25 protein-coding genes and 1 tRNA gene are annotated in these 23,932 nt (G+C 73.3%); 9 read left to right on the top strand and 17 right to left on the bottom strand.

All coding sequences use genetic code 11. The features are described from left to right. Positions 1-52: 52 nt before the first annotated feature. From OG392_RS23935 to sigE, 3 genes are all read right to left on the bottom strand, one after another. Entirely contained in the window at positions 53-1,939 is a 1,887-nt protein-coding gene (locus OG392_RS23935) for a S1C family serine protease (RefSeq protein WP_329282723.1), read from the bottom strand. Between the two features lie 78 nt (positions 1,940-2,017). After that, positions 2,018-2,968, bottom strand: a complete 951-nt coding sequence (locus OG392_RS23930) for an anti-sigma factor family protein (RefSeq protein ID WP_329282722.1) — start codon at positions 2,966-2,968, stop codon at positions 2,018-2,020. Next, on the bottom strand, positions 2,965-3,723 hold the full coding sequence (sigE, locus tag OG392_RS23925) for an RNA polymerase sigma factor SigE (protein WP_073912007.1): 759 nt from the start codon (positions 3,721-3,723) through the stop codon (positions 2,965-2,967). The genes OG392_RS23930 and sigE overlap by 4 nt, the downstream gene beginning before the upstream one ends. 141 nt (positions 3,724-3,864) lie before the next feature. On the opposite strand from sigE, the gene OG392_RS23920 reads away from it, so the two are divergent. Further along, complete coding sequence (locus OG392_RS23920; RefSeq protein ID WP_073912004.1) at positions 3,865-4,530, top strand: O-methyltransferase; 666 nt, start codon at positions 3,865-3,867, stop codon at positions 4,528-4,530. 173 nt (positions 4,531-4,703) lie between these two features. Here OG392_RS23920 and OG392_RS23915 read toward each other — a convergent pair whose 3' ends face one another. Beyond that, positions 4,704-4,871 (bottom strand): DUF3117 domain-containing protein, encoded by a 168-nt coding sequence (locus OG392_RS23915; protein ID WP_009997451.1) that lies wholly within the window; start codon positions 4,869-4,871, stop codon positions 4,704-4,706. Between the two features lie 312 nt (positions 4,872-5,183). Here OG392_RS23915 and OG392_RS23910 point away from each other — a divergent pair, with 312 nt between their 5' ends. Next, complete coding sequence (locus tag OG392_RS23910) at positions 5,184-5,987, top strand: enoyl-CoA hydratase/isomerase family protein (RefSeq protein ID WP_329282718.1); 804 nt, start codon at positions 5,184-5,186, stop codon at positions 5,985-5,987. A gap of 40 nt (positions 5,988-6,027) precedes the next feature. Here the strand turns inward: OG392_RS23910 and OG392_RS23905 are convergent, their stop codons facing one another. Together OG392_RS23905 and OG392_RS23900 are read right to left on the bottom strand one after the other, a co-directional pair. Next, positions 6,028-6,615: a DNA-3-methyladenine glycosylase I gene (locus OG392_RS23905; RefSeq protein ID WP_329282715.1), complete on the bottom strand. Its 588-nt coding sequence runs from the start codon at positions 6,613-6,615 to the stop codon at positions 6,028-6,030. Next, complete coding sequence (locus OG392_RS23900) at positions 6,612-6,938, bottom strand: hypothetical protein (protein WP_395363244.1); 327 nt, start codon at positions 6,936-6,938, stop codon at positions 6,612-6,614. The genes OG392_RS23905 and OG392_RS23900 overlap by 4 nt, the downstream gene beginning before the upstream one ends. A 103-nt stretch (positions 6,939-7,041) precedes the next feature. On the opposite strand from OG392_RS23900, the gene folP reads away from it, so the two are divergent. Then, entirely contained in the window at positions 7,042-7,902 is an 861-nt protein-coding gene (gene folP / locus OG392_RS23895; protein ID WP_329282713.1) for a dihydropteroate synthase, read from the top strand. Between the two features lie 91 nt (positions 7,903-7,993). On the opposite strand, the gene OG392_RS23890 is transcribed toward folP, so the two are convergent. Both OG392_RS23890 and dapE read right to left on the bottom strand, forming a co-directional pair. Further along, positions 7,994-8,743, bottom strand: coding sequence for a TIGR00730 family Rossman fold protein (locus tag OG392_RS23890; protein WP_055603473.1), 750 nt, complete (start codon positions 8,741-8,743; stop codon positions 7,994-7,996). 107 nt (positions 8,744-8,850) lie between these two features. Next, complete coding sequence (dapE, locus tag OG392_RS23885) at positions 8,851-9,945, bottom strand: succinyl-diaminopimelate desuccinylase (RefSeq protein ID WP_329282710.1); 1,095 nt, start codon at positions 9,943-9,945, stop codon at positions 8,851-8,853. A gap of 37 nt (positions 9,946-9,982) precedes the next feature. Between dapE and OG392_RS23880 the strand changes: the two genes are divergently transcribed. Both OG392_RS23880 and OG392_RS23875 read left to right on the top strand, forming a co-directional pair. Beyond that, positions 9,983-10,930 (top strand): hypothetical protein, encoded by a 948-nt coding sequence (locus OG392_RS23880; RefSeq protein WP_329282708.1) that lies wholly within the window; start codon positions 9,983-9,985, stop codon positions 10,928-10,930. A gap of 506 nt (positions 10,931-11,436) precedes the next feature. Further along, complete coding sequence (locus tag OG392_RS23875) at positions 11,437-11,898, top strand: ATP-binding protein (RefSeq protein WP_329282706.1); 462 nt, start codon at positions 11,437-11,439, stop codon at positions 11,896-11,898. Positions 11,899-11,972: 74 nt separating this feature from the next. Here the strand turns inward: OG392_RS23875 and OG392_RS23870 are convergent, their stop codons facing one another. Both OG392_RS23870 and fdxA read right to left on the bottom strand, forming a co-directional pair. Then, positions 11,973-13,067, bottom strand: coding sequence for a bifunctional succinyldiaminopimelate transaminase/glutamate-prephenate aminotransferase (locus tag OG392_RS23870; protein ID WP_329282704.1), 1,095 nt, complete (start codon positions 13,065-13,067; stop codon positions 11,973-11,975). Between the two features lie 109 nt (positions 13,068-13,176). After that, entirely contained in the window at positions 13,177-13,497 is a 321-nt protein-coding gene (gene fdxA / locus OG392_RS23865) for a ferredoxin (RefSeq protein ID WP_030207635.1), read from the bottom strand. A gap of 112 nt (positions 13,498-13,609) precedes the next feature. On the opposite strand from fdxA, the gene OG392_RS23860 reads away from it, so the two are divergent. After that, positions 13,610-14,611, top strand: coding sequence for a GNAT family N-acetyltransferase (locus OG392_RS23860; RefSeq protein ID WP_329282700.1), 1,002 nt, complete (start codon positions 13,610-13,612; stop codon positions 14,609-14,611). Then, complete coding sequence (locus OG392_RS23855) at positions 14,608-15,522, top strand: transglutaminase-like domain-containing protein (RefSeq protein ID WP_329282698.1); 915 nt, start codon at positions 14,608-14,610, stop codon at positions 15,520-15,522. Before OG392_RS23860 ends, OG392_RS23855 begins: the two co-directional genes overlap by 4 nt. A gap of 91 nt (positions 15,523-15,613) precedes the next feature. On the opposite strand, the gene OG392_RS23850 is transcribed toward OG392_RS23855, so the two are convergent. From OG392_RS23850 to OG392_RS23840, 3 genes are all read right to left on the bottom strand, one after another. Further along, positions 15,614-16,096 carry a DUF1772 domain-containing protein gene (locus tag OG392_RS23850; RefSeq protein ID WP_329282696.1) on the bottom strand — a complete coding sequence of 161 codons (483 nt, stop codon included), beginning with the start codon at positions 16,094-16,096 and terminating at the stop codon, positions 15,614-15,616. Positions 16,097-16,120: 24 nt separating this feature from the next. Continuing rightward, a tRNA-Val gene (locus OG392_RS23845) sits at positions 16,121-16,195 on the bottom strand. Between the two features lie 192 nt (positions 16,196-16,387). Further along, positions 16,388-16,858 carry a hypothetical protein gene (locus tag OG392_RS23840; protein WP_329282694.1) on the bottom strand — a complete coding sequence of 157 codons (471 nt, stop codon included), beginning with the start codon at positions 16,856-16,858 and terminating at the stop codon, positions 16,388-16,390. A 282-nt stretch (positions 16,859-17,140) separates the two neighbouring features. Between OG392_RS23840 and OG392_RS23835 the strand changes: the two genes are divergently transcribed. Then, positions 17,141-17,506 (top strand): DUF1304 domain-containing protein, encoded by a 366-nt coding sequence (locus OG392_RS23835; protein ID WP_329282692.1) that lies wholly within the window; start codon positions 17,141-17,143, stop codon positions 17,504-17,506. A gap of 92 nt (positions 17,507-17,598) precedes the next feature. On the opposite strand, the gene OG392_RS23830 is transcribed toward OG392_RS23835, so the two are convergent. The 4 genes from OG392_RS23830 to OG392_RS23815 form a co-directional block, all read right to left on the bottom strand. After that, a complete protein-coding gene (locus tag OG392_RS23830; protein WP_329282689.1) occupies positions 17,599-19,851 on the bottom strand; it encodes a hypothetical protein in 2,253 nt (750 codons plus the stop codon). A 175-nt stretch (positions 19,852-20,026) separates the two neighbouring features. Continuing rightward, positions 20,027-20,443: a DUF6113 family protein gene (locus OG392_RS23825; RefSeq protein WP_329282687.1), complete on the bottom strand. Its 417-nt coding sequence runs from the start codon at positions 20,441-20,443 to the stop codon at positions 20,027-20,029. After that, positions 20,440-21,330 carry an N-acetyl-1-D-myo-inositol-2-amino-2-deoxy-alpha-D-glucopyranoside deacetylase gene (gene mshB, locus OG392_RS23820; RefSeq protein ID WP_329282684.1) on the bottom strand — a complete coding sequence of 297 codons (891 nt, stop codon included), beginning with the start codon at positions 21,328-21,330 and terminating at the stop codon, positions 20,440-20,442. Before mshB ends, OG392_RS23825 begins: the two co-directional genes overlap by 4 nt. A 36-nt stretch (positions 21,331-21,366) precedes the next feature. Continuing rightward, complete coding sequence (locus OG392_RS23815) at positions 21,367-21,561, bottom strand: hypothetical protein (RefSeq protein ID WP_030320669.1); 195 nt, start codon at positions 21,559-21,561, stop codon at positions 21,367-21,369. Between the two features lie 181 nt (positions 21,562-21,742). Here OG392_RS23815 and OG392_RS23810 point away from each other — a divergent pair, with 181 nt between their 5' ends. Further along, positions 21,743-23,908 (top strand): S9 family peptidase, encoded by a 2,166-nt coding sequence (locus OG392_RS23810; RefSeq protein ID WP_329282681.1) that lies wholly within the window; start codon positions 21,743-21,745, stop codon positions 23,906-23,908. Positions 23,909-23,932 lie beyond the last annotated feature (24 nt).

The raw sequence follows: 23,932 nt of genomic DNA, 5'->3' as shown, positions 1-23,932 counted from the left end.
GTACCCGCCGAAACTGCCGGACGGGTACCTCCGGGTGTCCGCCACATGATGCTCAGGTGCCCTGGGACGAACCGAGCGTCAACGTCTTTGTCAGCTCTTTGCCGTCCCGGGTCAGGGTGAGCTCCAGCCGGTCGCCGGGGCGGTGGGCGCGGATCTTCACGATCAGCTCCTCGCCGTTGTGCACGCGCTGGCCGTCGACCTTGGTGATGACGTCGCCGGGGCGGAGCCCCGCCGTCGCGGCCGGACCGCCGGGCGTGACGGAGGCGGAGCCGTCCTTGCCCTTCTCGCCGACCCGGGCGCCGTCGCCGTTGTACTGCATGTCGAGGCTCACACCGATGACCGGGTGGGTGGCCTTGCCGGTGTTGATCAGCTCCTCGGCGACCCGCTTGCCCTGGTTGATCGGTATGGCGAAGCCGAGGCCGATGGAGCCGGGCTGGGAGGCACTGCCGCCCTCGCCCTCGCCCGAACCGCCGCCGGCCGCGCGGATGGCGCTGTTGATGCCGATGACCCGGCCCTTGGCGTCGAGGAGCGGGCCGCCGGAGTTGCCGGGGTTGATCGGGGCGTCGGTCTGGAGGGCGTCGACATAGCTGATGTCGCTGCCGTCGCCCTTCTCGCCGCCCGCGGTGATCGGACGCTCCTTGGCGCTGATGATGCCGGAGGTGACCGTGTTGGAGAGGTCGAAGGGGGCGCCGATGGCGACGACGGGGTCGCCGACGCGGACGTTGTCGGAGTTGCCGAGCGGCAGCGGCTTGAGGCCGGAGACGCCGGTGACCTGGACGACGGCGAGGTCGTAGCCGGTGTCCTTGCCGACGACCTTGGCGCGGGCGGTCTCGCCGCTGGAGAAGGTCACCGAGATGTCGCGGGAGGACTGGGCCCCGTCCACGACGTGGTTGTTGGTGAGGATGTGGCCCTTGGTGTCGAGGACGAAGCCGGTGCCGGTGCCGGACGAACCGCCGCCCTTGACGTGCAGGGTGACGACGCCGGGCAGGGCGCTGGCCGCGATCCCGGCCACGCTGTCCGGGGCCCGGTCGGTGTCGCCCCCGTCCGCCTGCGGGAGTTCGACGGTGGTGATCCCGCCGTTCCGCTCGACGTACGCACCGATGCCGCCGCCGATGACTCCGGTGACGAGCGCGAAGACGAGCGCCCCGGCGATGGCGAGCCCCTTGCGGGACTTCTTCGCGGGCAGCGGCGGGAGCCCGGCCCCGCCGGCGCCCCAGGGGTCGTACTGCGTCCAGGGCGCGCCGGCCTGCGGCGGCACTCCCCCGCCCCCCGCGTGGAGCGGGGGGTGGGGGTGCGGCTGCGGGGGCTGGGACTGCGGCGGTACGGGGGGCACGTGGGCCTGCTGGGGCGGTACGTGCGCCGGAGGGCGCTGTACGGGCGGTGCGGGCGCCCAGGGGCCCGGCTCGCCGTAGGGCGGCGTCCGGTACTCGTCGGGCGCGTGGAGGGGCGTCGGCGCGGGCTGGGCGGGCACCTGGGCGGCCGGGGCCGGCGGGGTGTCGGCCACGGAGGCGTCGACGACCGGAAGGGTCTCGGTCGCCCCGGCCTCGGTCGCCTGAGCCCCGGTCACCGGGAGGGCCTCGGTCGGGGCCGCGTCCGCCGGGACCCCGTCCGCCGGGGCGGGGGACTCGCTCTTGGTCAGCAGCACGGCGGGCGGCGCGTCGGCGGGCATCACCGCGGTGTCCCCCGTGTCGCTCGCGGCTCTCACGTCCGTCACGTCCGTCACGTCGGCCATGACGGTGTCAGCGTCCACCGCGTCGGTCGCGTCGGTCGCGTCGGCCGACGGCTGCGGCGCGGGCAGCGGAAAGTCGCCGTCGGCGTCATGCGCGGCGACGGCGGTGACGCCCTGTGTGAGGTCGTCGGCCGGAGGCGGCGTGGGTATCCGTGCCGCCTCCGGTGCGCTCGACGGCCGGCTCCACCAGTTCGGCTTCCCGTTGTTCATGCTCTCCCCGCAACCCGCTGACCCGTCCGCGCCCCCTTGGGCGGGCGCCCCTGTCCCTGGATTCAACCAGGTCGCGGGTCAGCGGGGGGAGCCGAGCGGTGCGGTGGCCGGGCTGGGGGCCGGACTCGGTCCGGGACCGAAGGCCAGCTGGAGGGCCGGCGCCGTCGGTCGTATGAACGGCGAGAGCGCGAGCATCGACTGCGCGCCCGGGTCCCGGAGCCGTACCGCCACCAGCGGCATGGCCGGGGAGCGCACCGCGTCCGGCGGCACGGCGCCCGCCGGGACCGTGCCTGGGGCGAGCGGTGAGACCGGCCCGTGCGGAAGCGCCGCCGGCGTTCCGGGAGTCAGTGGAGCCCCGGAGATCACCTGCGAGCCGTCGACGGACTGGGCGCCGCGCTCGCCGGAGCGCGTACCCCGGGAGACGGCCGTGCCGCCGCCGGGGCCCGCGGCGGTGGCACGCAGCGGGGTGACCGCCGTGCCGGTGCCCTGGCCGCCGCGCGCGCTCGCGTTCACCGAGGCCTCCAGCGGCAGGGTGCCGCCGAGGGCGATGGCCGCGAACGAGACGGCGCTGGCCGCCGCGAAGGCGAAGCGCCGGCCGCGCCACGGGCTGCCGGACGCGCGGTCGCCGACCTCGTGGATGCGGAAACCGGTCTGCGGAGCGGAGTGCGGGGAGTGCGGGGTGACGACGGTGGCCGTGGCGAAGCCGTCGGACCTCACACCACCCGCGCCGAGGAGTTCTTCGAGGGGGCCTCTCGGTCCGCCGGGTCCGCCCGGCTCACCGGGACCCCCGGGTAGCCCCTGCAGCCGGGCGAGGAATCCCTCCGAGGGCGGCGGAGGAGCCGCCGAGGCGAAGACGCTCTTGAGAGTGCGCTGCGCGTCGGCCTCCGCCTTGCAGCGGGCGCAGGTCGCGAGGTGGGCGAGGACCCGCTCGCGGGCGTCATGCCCGAGTTCGCCGTCGACGAGCGCGGCCAGCCGGTCCCCGAGGTGGTGCTCCGCGGGGGTCGGCGACGAGGGACGTGTGCCACTCACGCTGTCCCTGCCTCCCATCCGACGGAGGCCAGGGCACGCTCCGCCCGGGCCTCGGGCGAGCGGTGCTTGAGGGCCTTGCGCAGGTGGGAGCGCCCGCGGTGGATGCGGCTGCGGACGGTGCCGAGCTTCACGCCGAGGGTCGCGGCGATCTCCTCGTACGACAGTCCTTCGATGTCGCAGAGGACGACCGCGGCACGGAACTCGGGCGCGAGGGTGTCCAGGGCCTGCTGCACGTCGGCGTCGAAGTGGGTGTCGTTGAACACCTGCTGCGGCGAGGGCTCACGGCTGGGCAGTCGCTCGGCGGCGTCGTCGGCGAGCGCGTCGAAACGGATGCGCTGCTTGCGGCGGACCATGTCGAGGAAGAGGTTGGTGGTGATGCGGTGGAGCCAGCCCTCGAAGGTGCCCGGCGTGTAGGTCGACAGCGAGCGGAAGACGCGGACGAAGACCTCCTGGGTCAGGTCCTCGGCGTCGTGCTGGTTGCCGGTCAGCCGGTAGGCGAGGCGGTATACCCGGCCGCTGTGCGTGCTGACGATCTCCTCCCAGGTGGGCGGAGTCCACGCCTGCGATTCCGCATCCGATGCGAAGGTCGCGGTGGTGGGAGCGGAGTCGGCGGTGCGGATTCGGTCAGCGGTGTCGGTCACGGATTTCGGCTCACCCGCCGACCTGAGAAGACGCCGAAGCACTCCTCCCCGATCCACAGGCGCAGCCGCACCTCCCCTGTCGGCTCTGGTGGTGTCCAGTGGAGCCCCTACCATAGCCACCTCGCCCGTTAGCTCCGGATAAGAATCTTTACGCGAATTTGGAACCGGCTCCCCGGCTTCCTCCTGCCGCGTCCTTCCCCTGGTGAACGCCCGGTCCCATCTGCGGGTTCCCGCTGACAGCGGATACAGTCACCGTTGCGTCAACTACGGGGACAGGAGAGGGCCATTACCGCCAACCGGCAGACGAGCTGGTCGTTCGCCGACGCCTTTGTCGCCGAGGACGAAGCTCTGCGCTGGGCCCGTGAGCGGGCCCGGGAGGCAGGGCTGCCCTCGGTGTCCCCGGGCACCGGTGGGGCGCTTCGCCTGCTCGCGGCCACGGCGGACGCGAAGGCGGTGGCGGAGATCGGCACGGGCACCGGCGTGTCGGGCATCTACCTGCTGCTCGGGATGCGGCCGGACGGCGTCCTGACGACGGTGGACCTCCAGCCGGAGCGGCAGCAGCTCGCCAAGACGGCGTTCCGTGCGGCGGGATTCGCGGGCAACCGGGCGCGGTTCATCCCCGGCCGGGCCCTGGACGTGCTGCCGCGGCTCGCGGACGGCGGGTACGACCTCGTGTTCTGCGACGGCGACCGGCTTGAGTACCTGGACTACCTCGCTGAATCGTTGCGCCTGCTGCGACCTGGCGGACTCGTCTGCTTCGAGGGTGTCTTCGCGGACGGCCGCACGGTCGACTCGGGCGCCCAGCCGGCCGAGGTCCAGCGGGTCCGCGAGCTGCTGCGCACGGTGCGGGAGAGCCAGGAACTCATCCCCTCCCTGCTGCCGGTGGGCGACGGCCTGCTGTGCGCGGTCCGCCGCGGCTGAACGGCGCCGTCCCGCCCGCGGCCGAGAGGCCCCGGGAACGCCCGCGGGCGAAAGACCCCGTGCCGCCCGCGGCCGGAACTCCCGGGACCGCCCGCGGCTCAAAGACCCCGGACACACCACTGCCCCGGCACGGACGGACCGTGCCGGGGCAGTGCTCAGGATGCGAGGGAAGGTCAGCCGACGACCTTCTTCAGGGCGTCGCCCAGCGCCTCGGCCTCGTCGGGAGTCAGCTCGACGACAAGCCGACCGCCGCCTTCGAGCGGAACGCGCATGACGATGCCCCGCCCCTCCTTGGTCACCTCGAGCGGGCCGTCACCCGTCCGCGGCTTCATGGCCGCCATGCTTGTTCCCCTTCCTGAAACCAGCTCATTGTCAGCCGGGCAGCTCCATGACCTGGAGCACGCGTCACCGGCTTCGAACACATTGCTTCCAGGTCATTATCCCGCATGGCAGGACCCGATGACCAACATCGAATGGCATCGCTTGCGCAACGCGCTCTCTCAAAACCCCACATTTCGGCGATCGGCCTGCGATACTTCGCCGCTCGGCGTCCGGTCGGGCCCTTCAAATCTTTGACGCAGCTCACATGGGCGGGGCGAGTGATGTCCGCCATGCTGTGCAGGTCAACCACGCAAAGAGGCGAAGGGAACCCCATGGCCGACACGGTGCTGTACGAGGTGAGCGACGGGCTCGCCACCATCACGCTCAACCGCCCCGAGGCCATGAACGCGATGAACGTGGCGGCGAAAGTCGCGCTCCGGGACGCCGCGGAGACGGCCGCGGCGGACCCCGCCGTACGGGCGGTGCTGCTCACGGCGGCCGGCGAGCGGGCGTTCTGCGTCGGCCAGGACCTGAAGGAACACGTGGGTCTGCTCATGGCGGACCACGAGAACGGCACCCGGGAGACCATGAACACGGTCCGGGACCACTACAACCCGATCACCAGGGCGCTCGCGGGCATGCGGAAGCCCGTCGTGGCCGGTGTGAACGGGGTCGCGGCGGGGGCCGGCTTCGGCTTCGCGCTCGCGGCGGACTACCGGGTGGTCGCGGACACCGCCTCGTTCAACACGTCCTTCGCGGGAGTCGCGCTGACCGCCGACTCGGGCATGTCCTGGACGCTCCCCCGCGTGATCGGCCCGAGCCGCGCCGCCGATCTGCTGTTCTTCCCGCGCTCGGTCTCCGCCCAGGAGGCGTACGAGCTGGGCATCGCGAACCGGGTGGTCCCGGCCGCCGACCTCGCGGCGGAGGCCGAGAAGGTCGCCCGCAAGCTCGCGGAGGGCCCGACGGTCGCTTACGCGGCCCTCAAGGAGTCCCTCGCCCACGGCGCCGACCACTCGCTGTCCGAGGCGCTGGACAAGGAGGAGGAGCTCCAGAACCGCGCGGGCGCCTCGGAGGACCACACGATCGCGGTCCGCGCGTTCATCGCCAAGGAGAGGCCCACGTACCTGGGCCGCTGACGGGCTCACGGGCCGACGGGGTCACCAGCGTGGCCCGGGGCTACTCCGCGCCCCGTGCCACGCACCCCTTCACGTGGTCGTCGACCAGACCGCAGGCCTGCATCAGGGCGTAGGCCGTGGTCGGTCCGATGAAGCGGAGGCCGCGCTTCTTGAGGGCCTTCGAGAGGGCCGTGGACTCGTCCGTGACCGCCGGGACGTCCGCGACCGTCCGCGGGACGGGGCGCTTCCCAGGGTCGGGGGCGTACGACCAGATCAGCTCGTCCAGTTCGCCCGGGGACCACTCGGCCAGCAGTTTCGCGTTGGCCATGGTCGCGTCGATCTTGGCCCGGTTGCGGATGATGCCCTCGTCCACGAGGAGCCGCTCTCGGTCCGCTTCGCCGAACCCGGCGACCGAGGCGATCCGGAAACCGGCGAACGCCGACCGGAAGCCCTCGCGGCGGCGCAGGATCGTGATCCACGAGAGACCCGACTGGAACGCCTCCAGGCAGAGCCGCTCGAACAGCGCGTCGTCGCCGTGGACCGCGCGGCCCCACTCCTCGTCGTGGTACGCCACGTAGTCCTCGGTCGACAGGCCCCAGGGGCAGCGCAGCCGCCCGTCCGGGCCCGGCACCGCCCCGCCGGCCGTCACGCCCGCCCGTCCTCTCCGTCACCGGCGGCGGCCGCTCCCGCGAGCGCCTCCTCCAGCTCGGAGATCCGGGCGTCGCGCTCGGCCAGCTCGGCGCCGAGGCGGACCAGCACGTCGTCCACGTCCGCCATCCGGTAGCCGCGGACCGCGACGGGGAGACGGAGCGCCTCGACGTCCGCGCGGTCGACCGGGCGGGCGGCCGGAAGCGGGTCGACGAGCTCCTGGGGCGCCACCTCGGGCAGCACCTCGCTGTCGCCGCCGCCGACCACGGCCAGGGTCACCGCGGCCACGACCACGACCATCGTGATGAGCAGAAACCAGAACACCTGCGTGCCTCTCCCCGGAGTGGAAAACGTCCCGTGCCGATCGTGCCATGCGCCGCCGACAGCTAGGGTCGCAGGCGAACGGACACGAGGGAGGACAAAAGGGATGCTGCGCTTGGGACGGCGTGAATTCGGGCCGCACGAGCCGGTGATCATGGCGATCGTCAACCGGACCCCGGACTCCTTCTACGACCAGGGCGCCACCTTCCGGGACGAGCCGGCGCTCGCCCGCGTCGAGCAGGCCGTGGCCGAGGGGGCGGCGATCATCGACATCGGCGGGGTGAAGGCGGGCCCCGGCGAGGAGGTCACGGCCGAGGAGGAGGCGCGGCGCACGGTGGGTTTCGTCGCCGAGGTCCGCCGCCGTCATCCCGAGGTCGTCATCAGCGTGGACACCTGGCGGGCGGACGTCGGCGCGGCCGTCTGCGAGGCCGGCGCGGACGTCCTGAACGACGCCTGGGGCGGGGTGGACCCCGGACTCGCCGAGGTCGCCGCTAAGTACGGAGCGGGGCTCGTGTGCACACACGCGGGCGGCGCGGAGCCGCGGACGCGGCCGCACCGCGTGGAGTACGAGGACGTGATGGCCGACATCCTGCGCGTGACCGTGGGACTCGCCGAACGGGCCGTCGCGCTCGGGGTGCGGCGGGACGCGATCATGATCGATCCGGGCCACGACTTCGGGAAGAACACCCGGCACAGCCTGGAGGCGACGCGGCGGCTCGGGGAGATGGCGGAGACGGGGTGGCCGGTGCTCGTGTCCCTCTCCAACAAGGACTTCGTCGGCGAGACGCTGGACCGGCCGGTGAAGGAGCGCGTCCTCGGGACCCTGGCGACGACCGCCGTGTCCGCCTGGCTGGGGGCACGGGTGTACCGGGTGCACGAGGTGGCCGAGACGCGGCAGGTGCTGGACATGGTGGCGTCCATCGCCGGGCACCGGGCGCCGGCCGTGGCGCGACGCGGACTGGCGTAGCCGGGGGGCCGGAACCCGGCGGGCTCCGGCGGGGCGCGGGACGGAACGGGGCGGGGGCGACGGAGGACCGTCGCCCCCGCCCCGTGGACCGCTACTTGCCCGTCTCCTTCGTCACCAGCGCCACCGCCTCGTCCACGTCGTCCGTGACGTGGAAGAGGAGCAGGTCCCGCTCCGAGGCCTTGCCTCCCGCGACGACCGAGTCGCGGAGCCAGTCCACGAGGCCCTTCCAGTACTCCGTGCCGAAGAGGACGATCGGGAAGCGGGTGACCTTGCGGGTCTGGACCAGGGTCAGCGCCTCGAAGAGCTCGTCGAGGGTGCCGAGGCCGCCGGGCAGGACCACGAAGCCCTGCGCGTACTTCACGAACATCGTCTTGCGGACGAAGAAGTAGCGGAAGTTCACGCCGATGTCGACGTGCGGGTTGAGCCCCTGCTCGAAGGGGAGCTCGATGCCGAGGCCGACCGAGACGCCCTTGGCCTCCCTGGCCCCCTTGTTGGCCGCCTCCATGGCGCCGGGGCCGCCGCCCGTGATGACCGCGAAGCCGGCCTCGACGAGCGCCCTGCCGATCCGTACGCCCGCCTCGTACTCCGGCGAGTCCGGCTTGGTGCGGGCCGAGCCGAAGACGCTGATCGCGCTCGGCAGTTCGGCGAGGGCGCCGAAGCCCTCGACGAACTCGGACTGGATGCGCATGACCCGCCAGGGGTCGGTGTGCACCCATTCCGAGTCGCCCTCGGTGTCGAGCAGCCGCTGGTCCGTGGTGCCCGGCTGGACCTGGTCGCGGCGCCTGAGCACCGGCCCGAGCCGCTGCTCCTCCGGCTTCGTCTCCCCTTCAGGGATACCCATGGCCTGCTCCCTCCGTCGATCCAACGATCTTCTGGTCCGGTCAGCGTAGGACCACAGAGGTGACGAAATGCGAAATTACGGGAGTCGGGACGAGGGAAGTCGGGCGCTCAGGCGGTCAGCCAGTCGCGGAGCCGCGCCTCGCAGTGGTGGATCCGGTCGACGGGCACGTGCTCGTCCCGCTTGTGCGCGTAGAGGGGATCGCCGGGGCCGTAGTTGACCGCGGGCACTCCGAGGGAGCTGAAGCGGGCCACGTCGGTCCAGCCGAACTTGGGCTGGGCGCTGCCTCCGACGGCCTTCATGAAGGCCTCCGCCGCCGGGTGGGAGAGGCCGGGCAGGGCGCCGGGGCTCTCGTCGTCGATCACGAGGTCGGCGATGTCGCAGTCGGCGAAGAACTCGCGGACGTACGCGAGCGCCTCGGCCGGCGAGCGGTCGGGGGCGTAGCGGTAGTTGACCGTGACCGTGCACGCGTCGGGGATGACGTTGGTGGCGACGCCGCCCTGGATCGCGACGGCGTTGAGGCCCTCGTGGTACTGCAGGCCGTCGATGACCGGCTTGCGCGGCTCGTAGGCGGCGAGGCGGGCCAGGATCGGGGCGGCGGAGTGGATGGCGTTGGAGCCCATCCAGGAGCGCGCGGAGTGGGCCCGCTCCCCGGCGGTGTGCAGGATCACGCGCAGCGTGCCCTGGCAGCCGCCCTCGACCTGCCCGTCGGAGGGCTCCAGGAGGACGGCGAAGTCGCCCTCCAGCCAGTCGGGGTGGGCGTCGGCGATCTTCCCGAGGCCGTTGAGGTGGGCGGCGACCTCCTCGTTGTCGTAGAAGACGAACGTGAGGTCGCGGTTGGGCTCGGGGACGGTGGCGGCGATCCGCAGCTGGACGGCGACGCCGGACTTCATGTCGGAGGTGCCGCAGCCCCACAGGATGCCGTCCTCGTCGAGCCGCGAGGGCACGTTGTCGGCGATCGGCACGGTGTCGATGTGGCCGGCGAGGACGACGCGCTCGCCGCGGCCGAGGCGCGTACGGGCCACGACGTTGTTTCCGTACCGGTCCACCGTGAGGTGCGGCAGGGCGCGCAGGGCCTGCTCGATGGCGTCCGCGAGCGGCTGCTCGGTCCCGCTGACGGACGGGAAGTCGACGAGGGCCGCGGTCAGCGCGGCCCCGTCCTGGGACAGGTCGAGGGGCGTGTCGAGCGGGGTGATGTCAGCCATGTGCCGACCCTAACGCGGCCTCCAGTACGGTGGGCCCGTGTCCGAGCCCACCCGCCCCCGCCGTCGCGGCCGCCTCGCCCGTTCCGCGGCCGCCTTCGCCGCGCTCCTCGGCCTCGCCTCGTACGTGGCCTTCCACCAGGTGACGGGGAGTACCGGCACCCCCCGGTGCACCGTCGGCGCCGGGGACAACCGGTACGAGTTCACTCCGGAACAGGCGTCGAACGCCGCGATGATCTCCGCCGTGGGCACCACCCGGGGCCTGCCGGAGCGGGCGGTGACCATCGCTCTCGCGACGGCGCTCCAGGAGTCGGCGCTGCGGAACATCGAGCACGGCGACCGGGACTCCCTCGGCCTCTTCCAGCAGCGGCCCTCGATGGGCTGGGGAACGCCGGCGCAGATCATGGACCCGGTGTACTCGTCGGGGAAGTTCTACGACGGTCTGGAGAAGGTCCCGGGGTACTCGCGGCTGCCACTGACGGTGGCGGCGCAGAAGGTGCAGAAGAGCGGCTTTCCGCAGGCCTACGCGAAGCACGAGCCGGACGCGACGCTGCTCGCGGCCGCGCTGACGGGCCGGTCCCCCGCCGCCCTCTCCTGTACGGCGAGCGAGGCCGAGGGCCGTCCGGGCGATCCCGAGAAGGTGCGCGCGGAGCTGGTGCGCGCCTTCGGCGAGAAGGCGGCTCCGACGGCCGTGACGGGTGGTCCGAGCGCGGGCCGGTCGGCGGCCGAGCCGCCGGTGCTCGTGGTGCCGGTCCGGTCGACGGCCCGGTCGGGGGACGCGGCCTCGGACGCGCGGCGCGGCTGGGAGCTGGCGCAGTGGTCCGTGGCGCGGGCGGAGACGCTGCGCATCACGGAGGTCGTGTACGGCGACCGGGTGTGGCGCGCGGGCGAGGCGCGGGGCGGCTGGTCGAAGGTCGCGGGGGCCGGCAAGACCCTGGGCGCGCCCGCCTCCGCCGCGGAGTCCATCCGCGTGCGACTCGCCCAGTAGCCGCCCACCGACCCGCCCGGCGGCCCGCCTCAGGGCCGCCTCAGGGCCGCCTCAGGGCCGCCTCAGTCCTCCGGGCCGCCTCAAGGAGTCCTCCGCGCCGTCTCCAGCCCGCCACCGGGCCGCCGCCGGGTGTTCTCCCGTACGGCCTCCGTCTGGTCTCCGGGCCCTCCCGGTCCGGCTCCGGGCCCTCTCCGGGTGATCGGCGGCCGGTCACCCGTACGGCGGTTCACTCGCCCGTGGCATCACGCCGGTGCGCGTCCGGAGGAATTCGCGACCCTTCCGCGCCGTCTTTCGCGCACCGCGCCCCGGCCTCCCCATCCCCTTGCGGGGCAAGGGAAGTGACGGTTCGGCAGGCGTCACGCAATGACACGTTCGTCCGTTTTCCTCCCCACCCGACAATACGACGCATTGCCAAGTCTTTACCTTCGACCGCCGCAACCCAACCCGCCCCAGGGCCGGTTGTCACTGCGTCCGAACAACACCTCGCACCTCGTCGAAGGAGCACCATGTCCCTCCCCCTGACCCGTCGGATCGCCCGCGCCGCCCTCCTCATCGCGGCCGGAGCAGCCCCCGTGGTCGGTGCGGCCGGCTCCGCGAGCGCCCTGGACCACAGCCTCGCGCCGACCGGAGCCCTCGGCGGCGTCACCGCCCTGGACGCCGCCGGTGCGGGCACCGCCGTCGACAGCGCCTCGCAGACCGCCACCGGCGTCGTCGGCTCCACCGGCAGCCAGGCCGTCGGCACGGCCGCCCCCGCCGCCGGCAAGGCGGTCGGCGCGGCGGGCAGGACCGCCACCCCGGCCGCCCAGCAGGTCGCCGGTGACACCGCCGGCAGCGCGGGCGAGGTCGTCGGCAAGACCGCCGGTGCCGCCGCCGAGAGCGCGGAGGGCCCGACCGGCGGCGCCCTGGGCGGCGGCCTCGGCGGCCTGCCCACCGGTCAGACGCTCGGCGGCCTGCCGATCGGCGGCTGACCCGCCCGGAGCCCCGCACGCGGAAGGGCCCGGGGAGCGCATGCTCCCCGGGCCCTTCCGTACGCCGTGGACGGTCAGCCGAGCCGCTTGACCGCCGCCGCGACCCGCTCGTCCGTCGCCGTGAAGGCGACCCGCACGAACCGCTCCCCCGCCTCGCCGTAGAAGTCGCCCGGCGCGACGAGGACGCCCTTCTCGGCCAGGTACGCCACGGTCTCCCAGCACGGCTCGTCCCGGGTCGCCCACAGGTACAGGCTCGCCTCGCTGTGCTCGATCCGGAAGCCGTGCGCCTCCAGGGCCGCCCGCAGCGCCGCCCGGCGGGCCGCGTACCGCTCCCGCTGCTCGGCCACGTGCGCGTCGTCGCCGAGCGCCGCGACCGTCGCCGCCTGCACCGGCGCCGCGGTCATCATGCCGCCGTGCTTGCGGATCTGGAGCAGCTCGCCGAGCACGGCCGCGTCGCCCGCGATGAACGCGGCCCGGTAGCCGGCCAGGTTGGAGCGCTTGGACAGCGAGTGGACGGCGACGATGCCCTCGTACGAGCCGCCGCAGACGTCCGGGTGCAGCACGGAGACCGGGTCGGCCTCCCAGCCCAGCTCCAGGTAGCACTCGTCGGAGAAGACGAGGACGCCGTGCTCGCGCGCCCAGGCCACGATCCGGATCAGCTCGTCCTTGGCGAGGACCTTGCCGGTCGGGTTGGACGGGGAGTTGAGCCAGAGCAGCCTGAGCCCGGCCGGGTCCAGCTCCGTCGGGTCGTCGTAGACCACGGCCTCCGCACCGCAGAGCCGCGCGCCGACCTCGTACGTCGGGTACGCGAGCCGGGGGTACGCCACCCGGTCGCCCGCGCCGAGACCCAGCTGCGTCGGCAGCCAGGCCACCAGTTCCTTGGAGCCGACCACCGGCAGCACGTTCTCGTGGGCGAAGCCCACCGCGCCCAGCCGCCGCTCGCACCAGCCGGTCAGCGCGTCCCGCAGCTCCTTCGTCCCCCACACCGTCGGATAGCCCGGCGAGTCCGCCGCCGCGACCAGGGCCTCCTGGATCAGCGCGGGGACCGGGTCGACGGGCGTGCCGACCGAGAGGTCCACGATTCCGTCGGGGTGCGCCACGGCCGTCTTCTTGTACGGCTCCAGCTTGTCCCAGGGGAAGACGGGCAGGCGCGAAGAGACTGCGCTCACGGGTTGGCTCTCACTTCCTGTGCGTACGCGGGTGAGGCGTCGGGAAACGCCTCGGTCCCGTACGGCGGCCGACGCCGTACGGGACCGGATGCGACCTGAAAGCGGTCGATCAGCCGTTCTGCGGCGGCAGGGCGGCGATGAAGGGGTGGTCGCGCTCGATCTCGCCGAGCTTGGAGGCACCACCGGGCGAACCGAGGTCGTCGAAGAACTCGACGTTCGCCTTGTAGTAGTCCTTCCACTCCTCCGGGGTGTCGTCCTCGTAGAAGATCGCCTCGACCGGGCAGACCGGCTCACAGGCCCCGCAGTCGACGCATTCGTCCGGGTGGATGTACAAGGACCGCTTGCCCTCGTAGATGCAGTCGACGGGGCACTCCTCGATGCACGCCTTGTCCTTCACGTCGACACAAGGCTGCGCGATGACGTAGGTCACGCTGTCGTTCCTCCTCGATAGGGCTGGTCTGCGCGGGAGCGCGGCGTCGTCGATGCCCGCACCTAGTATCTCCGTTCTTGGGGGCGATCCGAACAGGAGGGGCGGAGAAGCTGTGGAATTCACCGGCGGAGGGCGCCTTGAGATCCGAATCACCAGCGCTGACGTGGGAAAACGTGTCTCCGTTCGGTGCGTGACGGACTCGGCGGCGGAGGGTGAGAAGTTCACCGACGCGGTCGGCGTTCTCACATCATGGGACAACTCTGTGCTGCTGATCACACGAAAGAGCGGTGAGAGCGTCCGGATCGCGGAACCCGCCCTGGTCGCAGGGAAGACCGTCCCACCCGCTCCGGCCCGCCGTCGCGGCCCCTCCGCGACCTTCCCCGAGCTGGCCCGCGCCACCGCGCGCGCGTGGCGGCCGGTCGAGAGCGAGGAGCTCGGCGAGTGGACCCTGCGGGCCTCCGACGGTTTCACCCGGCGGGCCAACTCGGTGCTCCCGCTCGGCGATCCGGGGCTGCCGATCGCCGACGCCCTGACGCACGTGCGCGCGTGGTACGAGGCCAGGAGGCTCCCCGCGTACGTCCAGACCGCGACCGGCGCCGAGGGCACCCAGGAGCTGCTCTGCGCGGCCCTCGACCGGCACGGCTGGCGGCGTGAGGTCTCCGCCGAGGTACGGATCGCGGCACTGGCCCCGATCGGCGACCTGGACGCCGACATCTCCGCCATACGCCTCTCCCGGACCGTCGACGACACGTGGCTCCGCCGCTATCAGCGCTTCGGTGAACCGGGCCCGGCGGTACGGTCGGTGCTGACGTCCGGCCCGAGTGTGTGGTTCGCATCCGTGCCGGGCACCGGAGAGGTACCGGCGGCGATCGGACGCTGTGTGGTCGATGGACGCTGGGCCGGCTTCATGGCCGTCGAGGTGGACCCCGAGCAGCGGCGCCGGGGCCTGGCGACGGCCGTCATGACGGCGCTCGCCCGGCGGGCCCTCGACGAGGGCGCGTCGGCGGCCTGGCTCCAGGTGGAGGCGGACAACGACGGCGCGCGAGCGCTGTACGACGGAATGGGCTTCGCGCCGCACCACCACTACCACCACTACCGATGGGCGGAGGCGTGACGGAGGACGTACCACCACCGGAGGACGGACCGGGGGACGGACCGCCAGGGCGGGACGGGGCGGCGGGCGAGGACCCCTTCGAGGGCCCGGACCCGCCCGACTGGCGGCGGGAGTTCGCGGAGGAGGCACGGTCGGAACGACCCGACCTCGCCCGGCTCTGCCTGCTGATCGGAGCGGTGGCCGACCCCACCGTCACCCGGCACGTCCTGAACGAGGCCGAGATCGAACTCGACCGCCTCGCCGGACTCGTCCCGTACGCCACCCGGATCGTCGGCGACTGGACCACCGCCCTCGCCGAGCTCCTCGGCACCCGGGAGGGCTTCGAGGGCGTGCCCGCCGACTACCAGCGCCTGGAGTCCTCGCTCCTGCACGAGGTGCTCAGGCGCCGCCGGGGCCTGCCGATCCTGCTCTCCGTCGTCTGGATGGAGGTCGCCCGGCGGGCCGGCGCTCCCGTGTACGGGCTCGGGCTGCCCGGCCACTTCGTCGTGGGCTTCGGCGACCCCGCCGACCTCAACCTGGCCGACCCCTTCGCGGGCGGCCGGGCCATGACGGGCCCGGACGCCGAGCTCCTGGTGACGAGCGCGACGGGCGAGGCCCTGGACCGCTCGATGCTCCGGCCGGCCGAGCCGGGCGCGATCGTGCTGCGGGTCCTCAACAACATCCGCGCCTGGGCGGCCCCCCGGCCGGAGCGCTCCGACGTGGCCCTGTGGGCGGTGGAACTCTCCCTGCTCCTCCCGTCCCACCCGGCGAGACTCCGCTACGAGCGCGCCGAGCTGCTCGTCCAGCGCGGGGACTTCCTGACGGGGGCGGCGGAGATGGAGGCGTACGCGCAGGTCATGGACGCGGTGGACCCGGAGTCGGCGACGACGGTCCGCCGCAGGGCCCAGGCGGCGCGGGCACGGCTGAACTAAGGGTGTCCTGTCGACCGGGCAGAACGAAGCCGGGCAGCCGGGCAGCCGGCGAGGCCGGGCGCGTCCTGGGGCGGGGCGGGGTGCGGGGCGGCTACGGGCGCGGTGCGACGCGGTCCTCGCGGGGCGCGCTCACCACGAGGGCGATCAGCACGACGAAGGCGACGAGGGCCGTGGACGTGCGCGCGAGGTTGAAGAGCTCCCAGCGGTGCAGGATCTCCGCGTGGTCGGCCGGGGCGGAGGTGGCGGCCCAATGCTTGATGCGGCCGTTGATCGGCACGTTGCCGAACCGGGTGATCAGGAAGGACGCCAGGACCAGCAGCGCCGAGACGCCGGCGAGCAGGCGTGCGCGGCCCCGGGTCAGGACGGCCAGGGCCAGGGAGCTGAGGAAGGCCAGCGCCATCGCCGTCTGCATGGTGATGCCGTTCGTCGTCATCAGCTGGGTGTGGAAGTCCAGCCGCATGTCGAGGGGCACGGCGCGGAAGGCGGGAACGAGATTGGCCGCGCCGTAACCGAAGGCACCGGTGAGCAGCCCCGTCGAGAGCAGAGCCACGGCCTGGGCCGTCCGTACACGCACGAGCGCGGCCTCCGAGGGTGAGGGGGCGGGGCGACCGGATTCGAACCGGCGTCCTCCGAGATGTCATCGCGGCGCATTACCTCTGTGCTACGACCCCGCCCTTGGGATGATCATATCGGGCGAAGGGACCTCGGCACGAGGGGATTTCGCGGGGGCCCGCAATCTGCGACGACCCGAACCCGAGCGGTCCGGACCCGTCGCCGCGGAACGCGCCGCGACCTGTCCGGCGCCGGGAGCGGGACCGCCACCGCCCGCCGGGCGTCCTCGGCGGGCGGTGGCGGCAGGGGTGGATCAGACCTGCCAGTACTTGCGGATGTAGCCCGTCAGCGTGGCGCTGGCGTGGGCGTGGTCCAGCAGGTTGACCTTCGCGCTCATCTGGCCGCCGCCGGTCGAGTCCTCGAAGTTGCCCTCACCCTTCAAGATCTTGAACGTGCCGGACGGGTAGACCATCGTGTCCGAGGTCAGCGGCGCCGACAGCTCGTAGCTGATGAAGAGCTTGTCGCCGTCGCTCTCCGTCAGCGTCGCCGTCCCCTTGATGTCGTACGTGCCGGGGACGGTGGCCGTACACGCCACCTCGTCCTGCGCCCAGGCCGCACCGTTCACCGGTGCCCCGCCTGCCGTCCCCGTCCCGACCACCTTGTAGCCGTTGCACCCCACCGTGTCCGGGTGCGTGGTCGCGACCACGCCGAAGTTCACGCTGATCGTGACCGTGGGCGGGTTCTCGATCGCGAACGACGTACCCGCCGTACCGCCGAAAATCATTGCCGAAGCGGCTCCCACGCCCGATATGCGCGCAGCCCAACGACGAGCGGTTCCTGCCATGTCATCCCCCGGATGTGATGCGGACTATGTCCAACGAGGCCTGTGTGCAGGCCCGTTGCAGACAGTTTCCCGGTCGGAGGGCTCCGCCGTCGAGCTTTTAAGACTATTTCCTGATGGTGAGTTCAGGATCCGGAATTAACCATTCATCCTCGCGAACCGCCCCGCGCGCGCCCGTGCGCGCCGTCCCCCGTCCCCCGCACGCCCGGCGGCAGAATGCGGGCCATGCCGCTGACCGCAGACATCCTCGTCGCCCTCGTCGCCCTGCTGCACGCCTACATCCTGGTGATGGAGATGTTCCTGTGGGAGAAGGAGACCGGCCGTCGCTTCTCCGGCTTCGACGCGAAGACGGCACGTGACACCGCCGCCATGGCCGCCAACCAGGGGCTCTACAACGGCTTCCTCGCCGCCGGGCTCGTCTGGGGCCTCATCGCCGACGGCCCGATCGCCTTCCGCGTCCGGGTCTTCTTCCTGTCCTGCGTCGTCATCGCCGGCCTCTACGGCGCCGCCACGGCCAACCGCCGCATCCTCTTCGCCCAGGCTCTCCCCGGCGCGCTCGCCCTCTCCGCCGTCCTCGTCGCCCACTACTGAGGCGCACCCCCCGCGCGTCCCCCGTCCCCGCCACGCGCCGAGCCCCCGCCCGATGTCTTCGGGCGGGGGCTCGGGGTGGGCCGCTCGGGCTGTCAGCCCTTCGGGTTCAGGTCGATCGTCTTGGTGCGTTCGTTCTTGGTCCTGCCGAGGAGCGCCTCGCGCATCACGGAGGCCACGTCGTCGGCCGAGACCTCGTGCTTGGTGCCGTCGGCCTTGGTGATCACGATGCCCTTGAAGGCGCCGTCGAGGAGCCGCTCGATGGCCTTCGTGTCGTAGACCGCCTCCAAGCGGCCGCCGGCGGCCTTCATGGAGAGGATCTGCGGCAGCGAGCGCGCCGGGCCGAACTGGATCTCCCTGCCGCCCGCCCGGATGGTGATCCGGTCGGACATCGCGGGCGTCGCGAACTCCCTCATCGCCCGGTCCACCTCGGCCTTGCTGACGGTCGGCTGACGGTTGGTGACCGGCAGCTCGACCAGCTTGGTCTGCCCCGTCTCCACCTGGGCGCGGAAGGCGTCCCGGACCGAGATCATCGAGCGCTGGACGTCCAGACCCTTGCCGGCCTTGCCCTCGACGGGCGTCACCTTGTTCGGGGCGAAGAGGATCGTGCCCTCGGTCGCCGACGCGGACGTGCCGGCCAGGTCGGCGAGGGTGACGGCGAGCTTCTCCTCGTCGACCGGGAAGACCGGCTTGGCGACCCGCTCGCCGCCGAAGAGGGAGCCGATGACCGAGACGGGGTTGTAGTCGCTGCCCGCGGCGGCGCGCACGGTCTCCACGCTGTCGAGCGCCAGGCCCGCCTTGTCCGGGGCGAGCTGGACCTTCTCGCCGCCGATGCCGAGCTGGAGCGGGGTCCCGGCGCGCTTGCCGAGAGCCGCGTCCAGCTTGTTGACGGCCTCCTCCTTCGTACCGCCGCCGATGTCCACGCCGAGGACCGTGGTCCCCTTCGGGACGTCGGAGTGGTTGAGGAGCAGCCCGGCGCCGTAGGCGACGCCGGCGAGGCCGAAGACTCCGACGGCGGCGAGGACCAGCTTGGAGCGGCCCTTCTTCGCGGGAGCGGCGCGGTCGGCGGCGGGGGCGGGGCGGGGTGCGGGGGCCGGGGGCGCCTGCTCCTCGGTGCGGGGGGCGGGGTTCGGTCGGGCCGCCTTCGGCGGGACGACCGGGATGCCGCTGGTGAGGGTGTCGCCGGAGACGTGTCCGTTGCCGCCGTCGGCCGGTCGTCCCGGACCGCGCTTTCCGCCGGGTCCGCCCGGGCCGCCCCGGCCGGGGGCGGTCGGCGCGGGTGCCTGCGGGGTGAGGATCGCGGTGTCGTCGGTCATGCGGGGCGCGCCGCCGGGCGTTCCCCCGGGGAACGGGGAGCCCGCGCCCTGGCCCGGTCCGGTGGATCCGGCCAGGCCGGCCGGACCGCCCTGACCGCCCGGCTGACCGCCCAGCGACGCCGTGCCCGTGACCGGGCCCGTCGTGGGGCCGGTCGGCGCGGCCGGGCCGCGGTACGCGGGCGTGCCGCCGGCCGGTGTGCCCGTGTACATCGGGGTTCCGGCGGCGGGGGTGCCGTCGTAGAGCGGGTTCCCGGCGCCCGGGTGCGCGGCGCCCTGGCCGTCGTACCTCGGGGAGCCGCCGGCGGGGGTTCCGTCGTACCTCGGGGTCCCGCCGGGCGGTGTGCCCGTGTACATGGGGGTGCCGCCCGCGGGCGTGCCCGGGTACATCGGGGTGCCGCCCGCGGGCGTGCCCCCGTCGTACAGCGGGTTGCCCGGTGCGGGCCGGCCCTGGACCGGGCGGCTCGACGGGGCGCTGCCGACCGTCGGGACGCCGGAGGTCGCGGAACCCGCGAAGCCGGTGCCACGGTCGTCCGGTCCGGTGGTGGCCGGAGCGGGCTTCGGGGCCGGGGCGGGTGCCGGGGGCAGCGCGGGCTCGGGAGCCGGGCTCGGGGGCGCCGCCTTGCGGGGCGCGAACCAGTCGCTCGTCTCCTTCGCCTTCGGTGCCTCCTCGGCCTGCGGCGGCTCGGGGGCCGCCGCCGGCTCGGGCTCCGGCTCCGCGGCGGGAGCGGGCTCCGGCGCGGTGGCCGGCGGTGCCGTGGGCGACTCGTTGACCGTGGTGCGGACCACGACCGGCGGGATCGGACGCGAACCCGGGATGTTGATCCGGATCCGGGTCGTCAGCGTCGTCTCGGTCTTGGGCTCCTCCGGCGGTGCGGGCGCGGCGGCGGTCTCCTCCGGCGCGTCCTGCGAGGGGTGGAGCGACGGATACTGGCGGGATCCGTACGGCGGTGTACCCGAGGGATACGCGGCTCCACCGCGCCCCTGGGCGCCGGAGGACGAACTGTCAGTCTCTCGACCAGTTTCACGACTCAAAGCAGGATCTCCCGGTTGGCTCCACCGCCCGCTCTTGCTGATGCTCGTATAACCCGGGCGGTTCGGCGGCGCGCACCACCATACTGGTCGCCGCCGTCACATAGCTGACCCATGGGTGGCTGACGACGGTCAATCCGGCCGAAGTCGGGGCGTCCGCGGACTCAAGTCGTCCTGTTCACGGGATCGGTCGGGGCAGCCGGGCCAGCGTGGTGCACATCACAGCGATCGCCATGCCGCCGAAGAGGAACAGCAGCTCGCCGACGCCTCCGCCGAACGCTCCGTCACCCTCCGGGCGTCCGAAGCTGAGCAGGATGACGGCGACGAGCCAGCCGACGCCGCCCGCGACGACGCCGACCTGGGTCTCGGTGGCCCGCAGCCCGCCGTAGAAGAGGGCTGCGGTGGCGAGGAGGGCGAGGATCAGACCGACGGGGAGCCAGGCGGCCTGGACGAGGGCGCCCGCGGTTCCGACGAGGACGCCGAGGACGACCAGGCCCGCGTACCAGGCGAATCGGGCGTTACGGGAGACGGTGGACGCACCGGGCGCGGCCGGCGCCTTGGGCGGGTTGGGCGTCGCGGGCGGCTTGGGGCTCATGCGGCCACTCCGGCGAAGAGGTCCGTCTCGCGGGTGCCTTCGGGGGCGCCCGACACGCCTCGTACCAACTCGTAGTACTCGGTGGTGAAGATCGGCTGGCCGAGGTCGTTGGAGAGGGCGAAGAACGGTCCGTCGACCGCGACTTGGGTGGCGTGCGCGGCCATCGCCGCGCTCTTGCGGCCCGTGTGCTCCGGTCCCGCGTCGATCTCGGCGGTGATCGACTCCTCGTCGACGACGCCGGGGACGTCGTCGATCGCGGCGGCGGCCGGGAAGGCGGAGCCCTCGGCGCGGAGCCGGGCGAAGCCGGCCTCGGCGACCGGGCGCGGGACCCGGTTCCAGTAGATCTTGGCGATCGTGTGGGCCGCCCCCAGGTCGGGGCGGTAGCCGGGGTCGGCGGCGAGTTCGGCGGCGCGCATGGCGACCCGGTGGGCCTGGATGTGGTCCGGGTGTCCGTAGCCGCCGTCGGGGTCGTAGGTGACGAGGACCTGCGGGCGGGTCTCTCTGATGACCTCGACGAGGTACGGGGCTGCGGTGTCGACGTCCGTGTTCCAGAAGGCGTTGGCCCGCTTGTTCTGCTCGACGCCCATCATTCCGGAGTCGCGGAAGCGCCCGGGGCCGCCGAGGAAGCGGTGGTCGGTGACACCGAGCTCGGCCATCGCGGCGGCGAGTTCGCCGATCCGGTACGGGCCGAGCCGGTCCTCGCGGTCGGGGGCCAGATGGGCGAGCTCGGGCGGGATGACCTCGCCCTCCTCGCCGAGCGTGCAGGTGACCAGGGTGACGAGGGCACCCTCGGCCGCGTACCTGGCCATGGTGGCGCCGTTGTTGATCGACTCGTCGTCCGGGTGCGCGTGCACGAGCAGCAGACGGCGGGCGGGGAGATCGGACATGGCCCCACCCTACGAGGTCGGCGCGCGCAGGCGCCCTCAGAACTTGAGGCCGCCCACCATGTTCGCCACGTTGGTGGTGAGGGTGCTGATGGACGGGGCGATGGAGGAGCTCGCCAGATAGAAGCCAAGGAGCGCGCTGATCGCCGCGTGTCCGGCCTTCAACCCGGATTTCCGGATCAGAAGGAAGACGACGATCGCCAGCAGCACCACCACGGAGATCGAGAGTGCCACGGCGGTTCACCTCCACACTTCTTCGGTCGGATATTCGAGTGGTTCGGTCGATCAGCATGTGCCAGAGGGCAGGCCCGTCGGATGCATACCCACCTAGCGCTACGGATCATAACTATCCGTGCGGCCGCATCGATCGGCGGACGGAGGCACGAGGGGGGCGCACAGCGCTAGTTTCGGCCTCATGACCTCGTCTCGACAGCAGCCGGCCACACCCCCTGCCGGGCTCTCCTTCCCCCGCCGTCACGCCCGTACCCAGCGGTTCACCCTGGGCGTTCCGCGTGCCTTCTCGGTCTCCCCCGACGGGGAGCGCGTCGTGTTCGTCAGGGCCGCGTCCGGTGTGGACCGTACGCACGGGCTCTGGGTCCTCGACCTGCCCCGCGACGGCGGCGCCCCGGTGGAGCGGGTGGCGGCGGACCCGGACGCGCTGCTCGCGGACGGCGAGGAGGAGTTGTCGCCGCGGGAGCGGGCGCGCCGGGAGCGGAGCCGGGAGGGCTCGGCCGGCGTGGTGGCGTACGCGGTGGACGGGGCCGTGGAGTTGGCGGCCTTCGCCCTGTCGGGGCGTCTGTTCGCGGCGGAGCTGCGGGCGGGGACGGCGCGGGAGCTGCCGGTGCCGGGGCCGGTGATCGATCCCCGGCCCTCGCCGGACGGGCGTCTGGTCGCGTACGTGGTGGAGGGCGCGCTGCGGGTGGTCGGCGCGGACGGTTCGGGCGACCGTGAACTGGCCGTTCCGGAGGAGCCTCAGGTGTCCTACGGATTGGCCGAATTCATCGCCTCGGAGGAGATGACCCGGGACCGGGGGTTCTGGTGGTCGCCCGCCTCCGACCGGCTGCTCGTGGCCCGCGCCGACGACCGGGCGGTGCGCCGCTGGTGGATCGCCGACCCGGCGCATCCGGAGCGGGAGCCGCAGCCGGTGGCGTACCCGGCGGCGGGTACGGCCAACGCGGACGTACGGCTGTTCGTCATGGACCTCACGGGCGCCCGCACCGAGGTGGCGTGGGACCGGGAGCGGTACCCGTACCTCGCGCGCGTGCACTGGTCGTCGGCCGGCGCGCCGCTGTTGCTCGTCCAGGCGCGGGACCAGCGGGAGCAGCTGTTCCTCGCGGTGGACCCGGAGTCCGGGGAGACGAGGACGGTCCGGGCGGAGCGTGACCCCGTGTGGCTGGAGGTGCTGCCGGGGGTGCCGGCGTGGGCTCCGGACGGGCGGCTCGTACGGCTCACGGACGAGACCGGGGCACGGGCCCTGGCCGTGGGCGACGAGGTGCTGACGGACGCCTCGCTGCATGTCCGGGCCGTGCTCGACGTCGGGGAGGACGACATCCTCGTGTCGGCGTCGGCGGGCGCGGAGGCGGCTCGCCCGGAGACCGGCGAGGTCCATGTGTACCGGGTGACCGGTCGGGGCGCGGAGCGGCTGTCCGAGGGCGTCGGCGTGCACGGCGCGGTGCGCTCGGGGGCGGTGACCGTGCTGGTGTCGGCGGGGCCGGAGACGCCGGGGAGCGTGGCGCGGGTGCTGCGGGACGGCGAGCGCATCGCGGTGGTGACCTCGTACGCCCAGGATCCGCTGCTCCGCGCGCGCGTGCGGCTCACGGAGGCCGGCGTGCGGCGGATCCCGTGCGCGGTGCTGCTGCCGTCGGGGTACGAGGAGGGCGACGGGCCCCTGCCGGTGCTCATGGATCCGTACGGCGGTCCGCACGGACCGCGGGTGCTCGCCGCGCACAACGCGCATCTGACGTCCCAGTGGTTCGCCGACCAGGGCTTCGCGGTGGTCGTGGCGGACGGGCGGGGCACGCCGGGCCGCTCCCCCGCCTGGGAGAAGTCGATCGCGCGGGACTTCGGGCCGACCCTCGACGACCAGGTGGACGCGCTCCAGGGCCTGGCCGGGCGCTTCCCGCTGGATCTGGACCGGGTGGCGATCCGGGGCTGGTCGTACGGCGGCTATCTGGCGGCGCGGGCGGTGCTGCGGCGGCCGGACGTGTTCCACGCGGCGGTGGTGGGGGCGCCGGTGACGGACTGGCGGCTGTACGACACCCACTACACCGAGCGGTACCTCGGCACCCCGCAGGACGACCCCGAGGTGTACGCGGAGCAGTCGCTGCTCACCGACGACGGGATCTCCGCCCCGGAGGTGCCCGTGCGGCCGATGATGATCGTCCACGGTCTCGCGGACGACAACGTGGTCGTCGCGCACGCGCTGCGGCTCTCCTCGGCGCTCCTCGCGGCGGGCCGGCCGCACGAGGTGCTGCCGCTGTCGGGGGTCACCCACATGACGCCGCAGGAACAGGTCGCGGAGAACCTGCTGCTGCTCCAGGTGGACTTCCTGCAGCGGTCGCTCGCCGGGCGGCGGGGCTGACCCACCCGCCGGGTCGCCACTCGG

Source organism: Streptomyces sp. NBC_00691 (genome assembly GCF_036226665.1).
Classification (GTDB): Bacteria; Actinomycetota; Actinomycetes; order Streptomycetales; family Streptomycetaceae; genus Streptomyces.
The sequence above is the reverse complement of the archived record's forward strand: the minus strand, read 5'-3'. Positions and strand labels throughout refer to the sequence as shown.

What these genes read in the sequence shown, in the direction of transcription:
- OG392_RS23810 (WP_329282681.1), top strand. Translation starts at nt 21,743, where the DNA reads ATGACCTCGTCTCGACAGCAGCCGGCCACACCCCCTGCCGGGCTCTCC.
- sigE (WP_073912007.1), bottom strand. Translation starts at nt 3,723, where the DNA reads ATGGTAGGGGCTCCACTGGACACCACCAGAGCCGACAGGGGAGGTGCG.
- folP (WP_329282713.1), top strand. Translation starts at nt 7,042, where the DNA reads ATGCTGCGCTTGGGACGGCGTGAATTCGGGCCGCACGAGCCGGTGATC.
- dapE (WP_329282710.1), bottom strand. Translation starts at nt 9,945, where the DNA reads ATGGCTGACATCACCCCGCTCGACACGCCCCTCGACCTGTCCCAGGAC.
- OG392_RS23825 (WP_329282687.1), bottom strand. Translation starts at nt 20,443, where the DNA reads ATGAGCCCCAAGCCGCCCGCGACGCCCAACCCGCCCAAGGCGCCGGCC.
- OG392_RS23840 (WP_329282694.1), bottom strand. Translation starts at nt 16,858, where the DNA reads ATGATTTTCGGCGGTACGGCGGGTACGTCGTTCGCGATCGAGAACCCG.
- OG392_RS23835 (WP_329282692.1), top strand. Translation starts at nt 17,141, where the DNA reads ATGCCGCTGACCGCAGACATCCTCGTCGCCCTCGTCGCCCTGCTGCAC.
- OG392_RS23910 (WP_329282718.1), top strand. Translation starts at nt 5,184, where the DNA reads ATGGCCGACACGGTGCTGTACGAGGTGAGCGACGGGCTCGCCACCATC.
- OG392_RS23935 (WP_329282723.1), bottom strand. Translation starts at nt 1,939, where the DNA reads ATGAACAACGGGAAGCCGAACTGGTGGAGCCGGCCGTCGAGCGCACCG.
- mshB (WP_329282684.1), bottom strand. Translation starts at nt 21,330, where the DNA reads ATGTCCGATCTCCCCGCCCGCCGTCTGCTGCTCGTGCACGCGCACCCG.
- OG392_RS23915 (WP_009997451.1), bottom strand. Translation starts at nt 4,871, where the DNA reads ATGGCGGCCATGAAGCCGCGGACGGGTGACGGCCCGCTCGAGGTGACC.
- OG392_RS23890 (WP_055603473.1), bottom strand. Translation starts at nt 8,743, where the DNA reads ATGGGTATCCCTGAAGGGGAGACGAAGCCGGAGGAGCAGCGGCTCGGG.
- OG392_RS23875 (WP_329282706.1), top strand. Translation starts at nt 11,437, where the DNA reads ATGTCCCTCCCCCTGACCCGTCGGATCGCCCGCGCCGCCCTCCTCATC.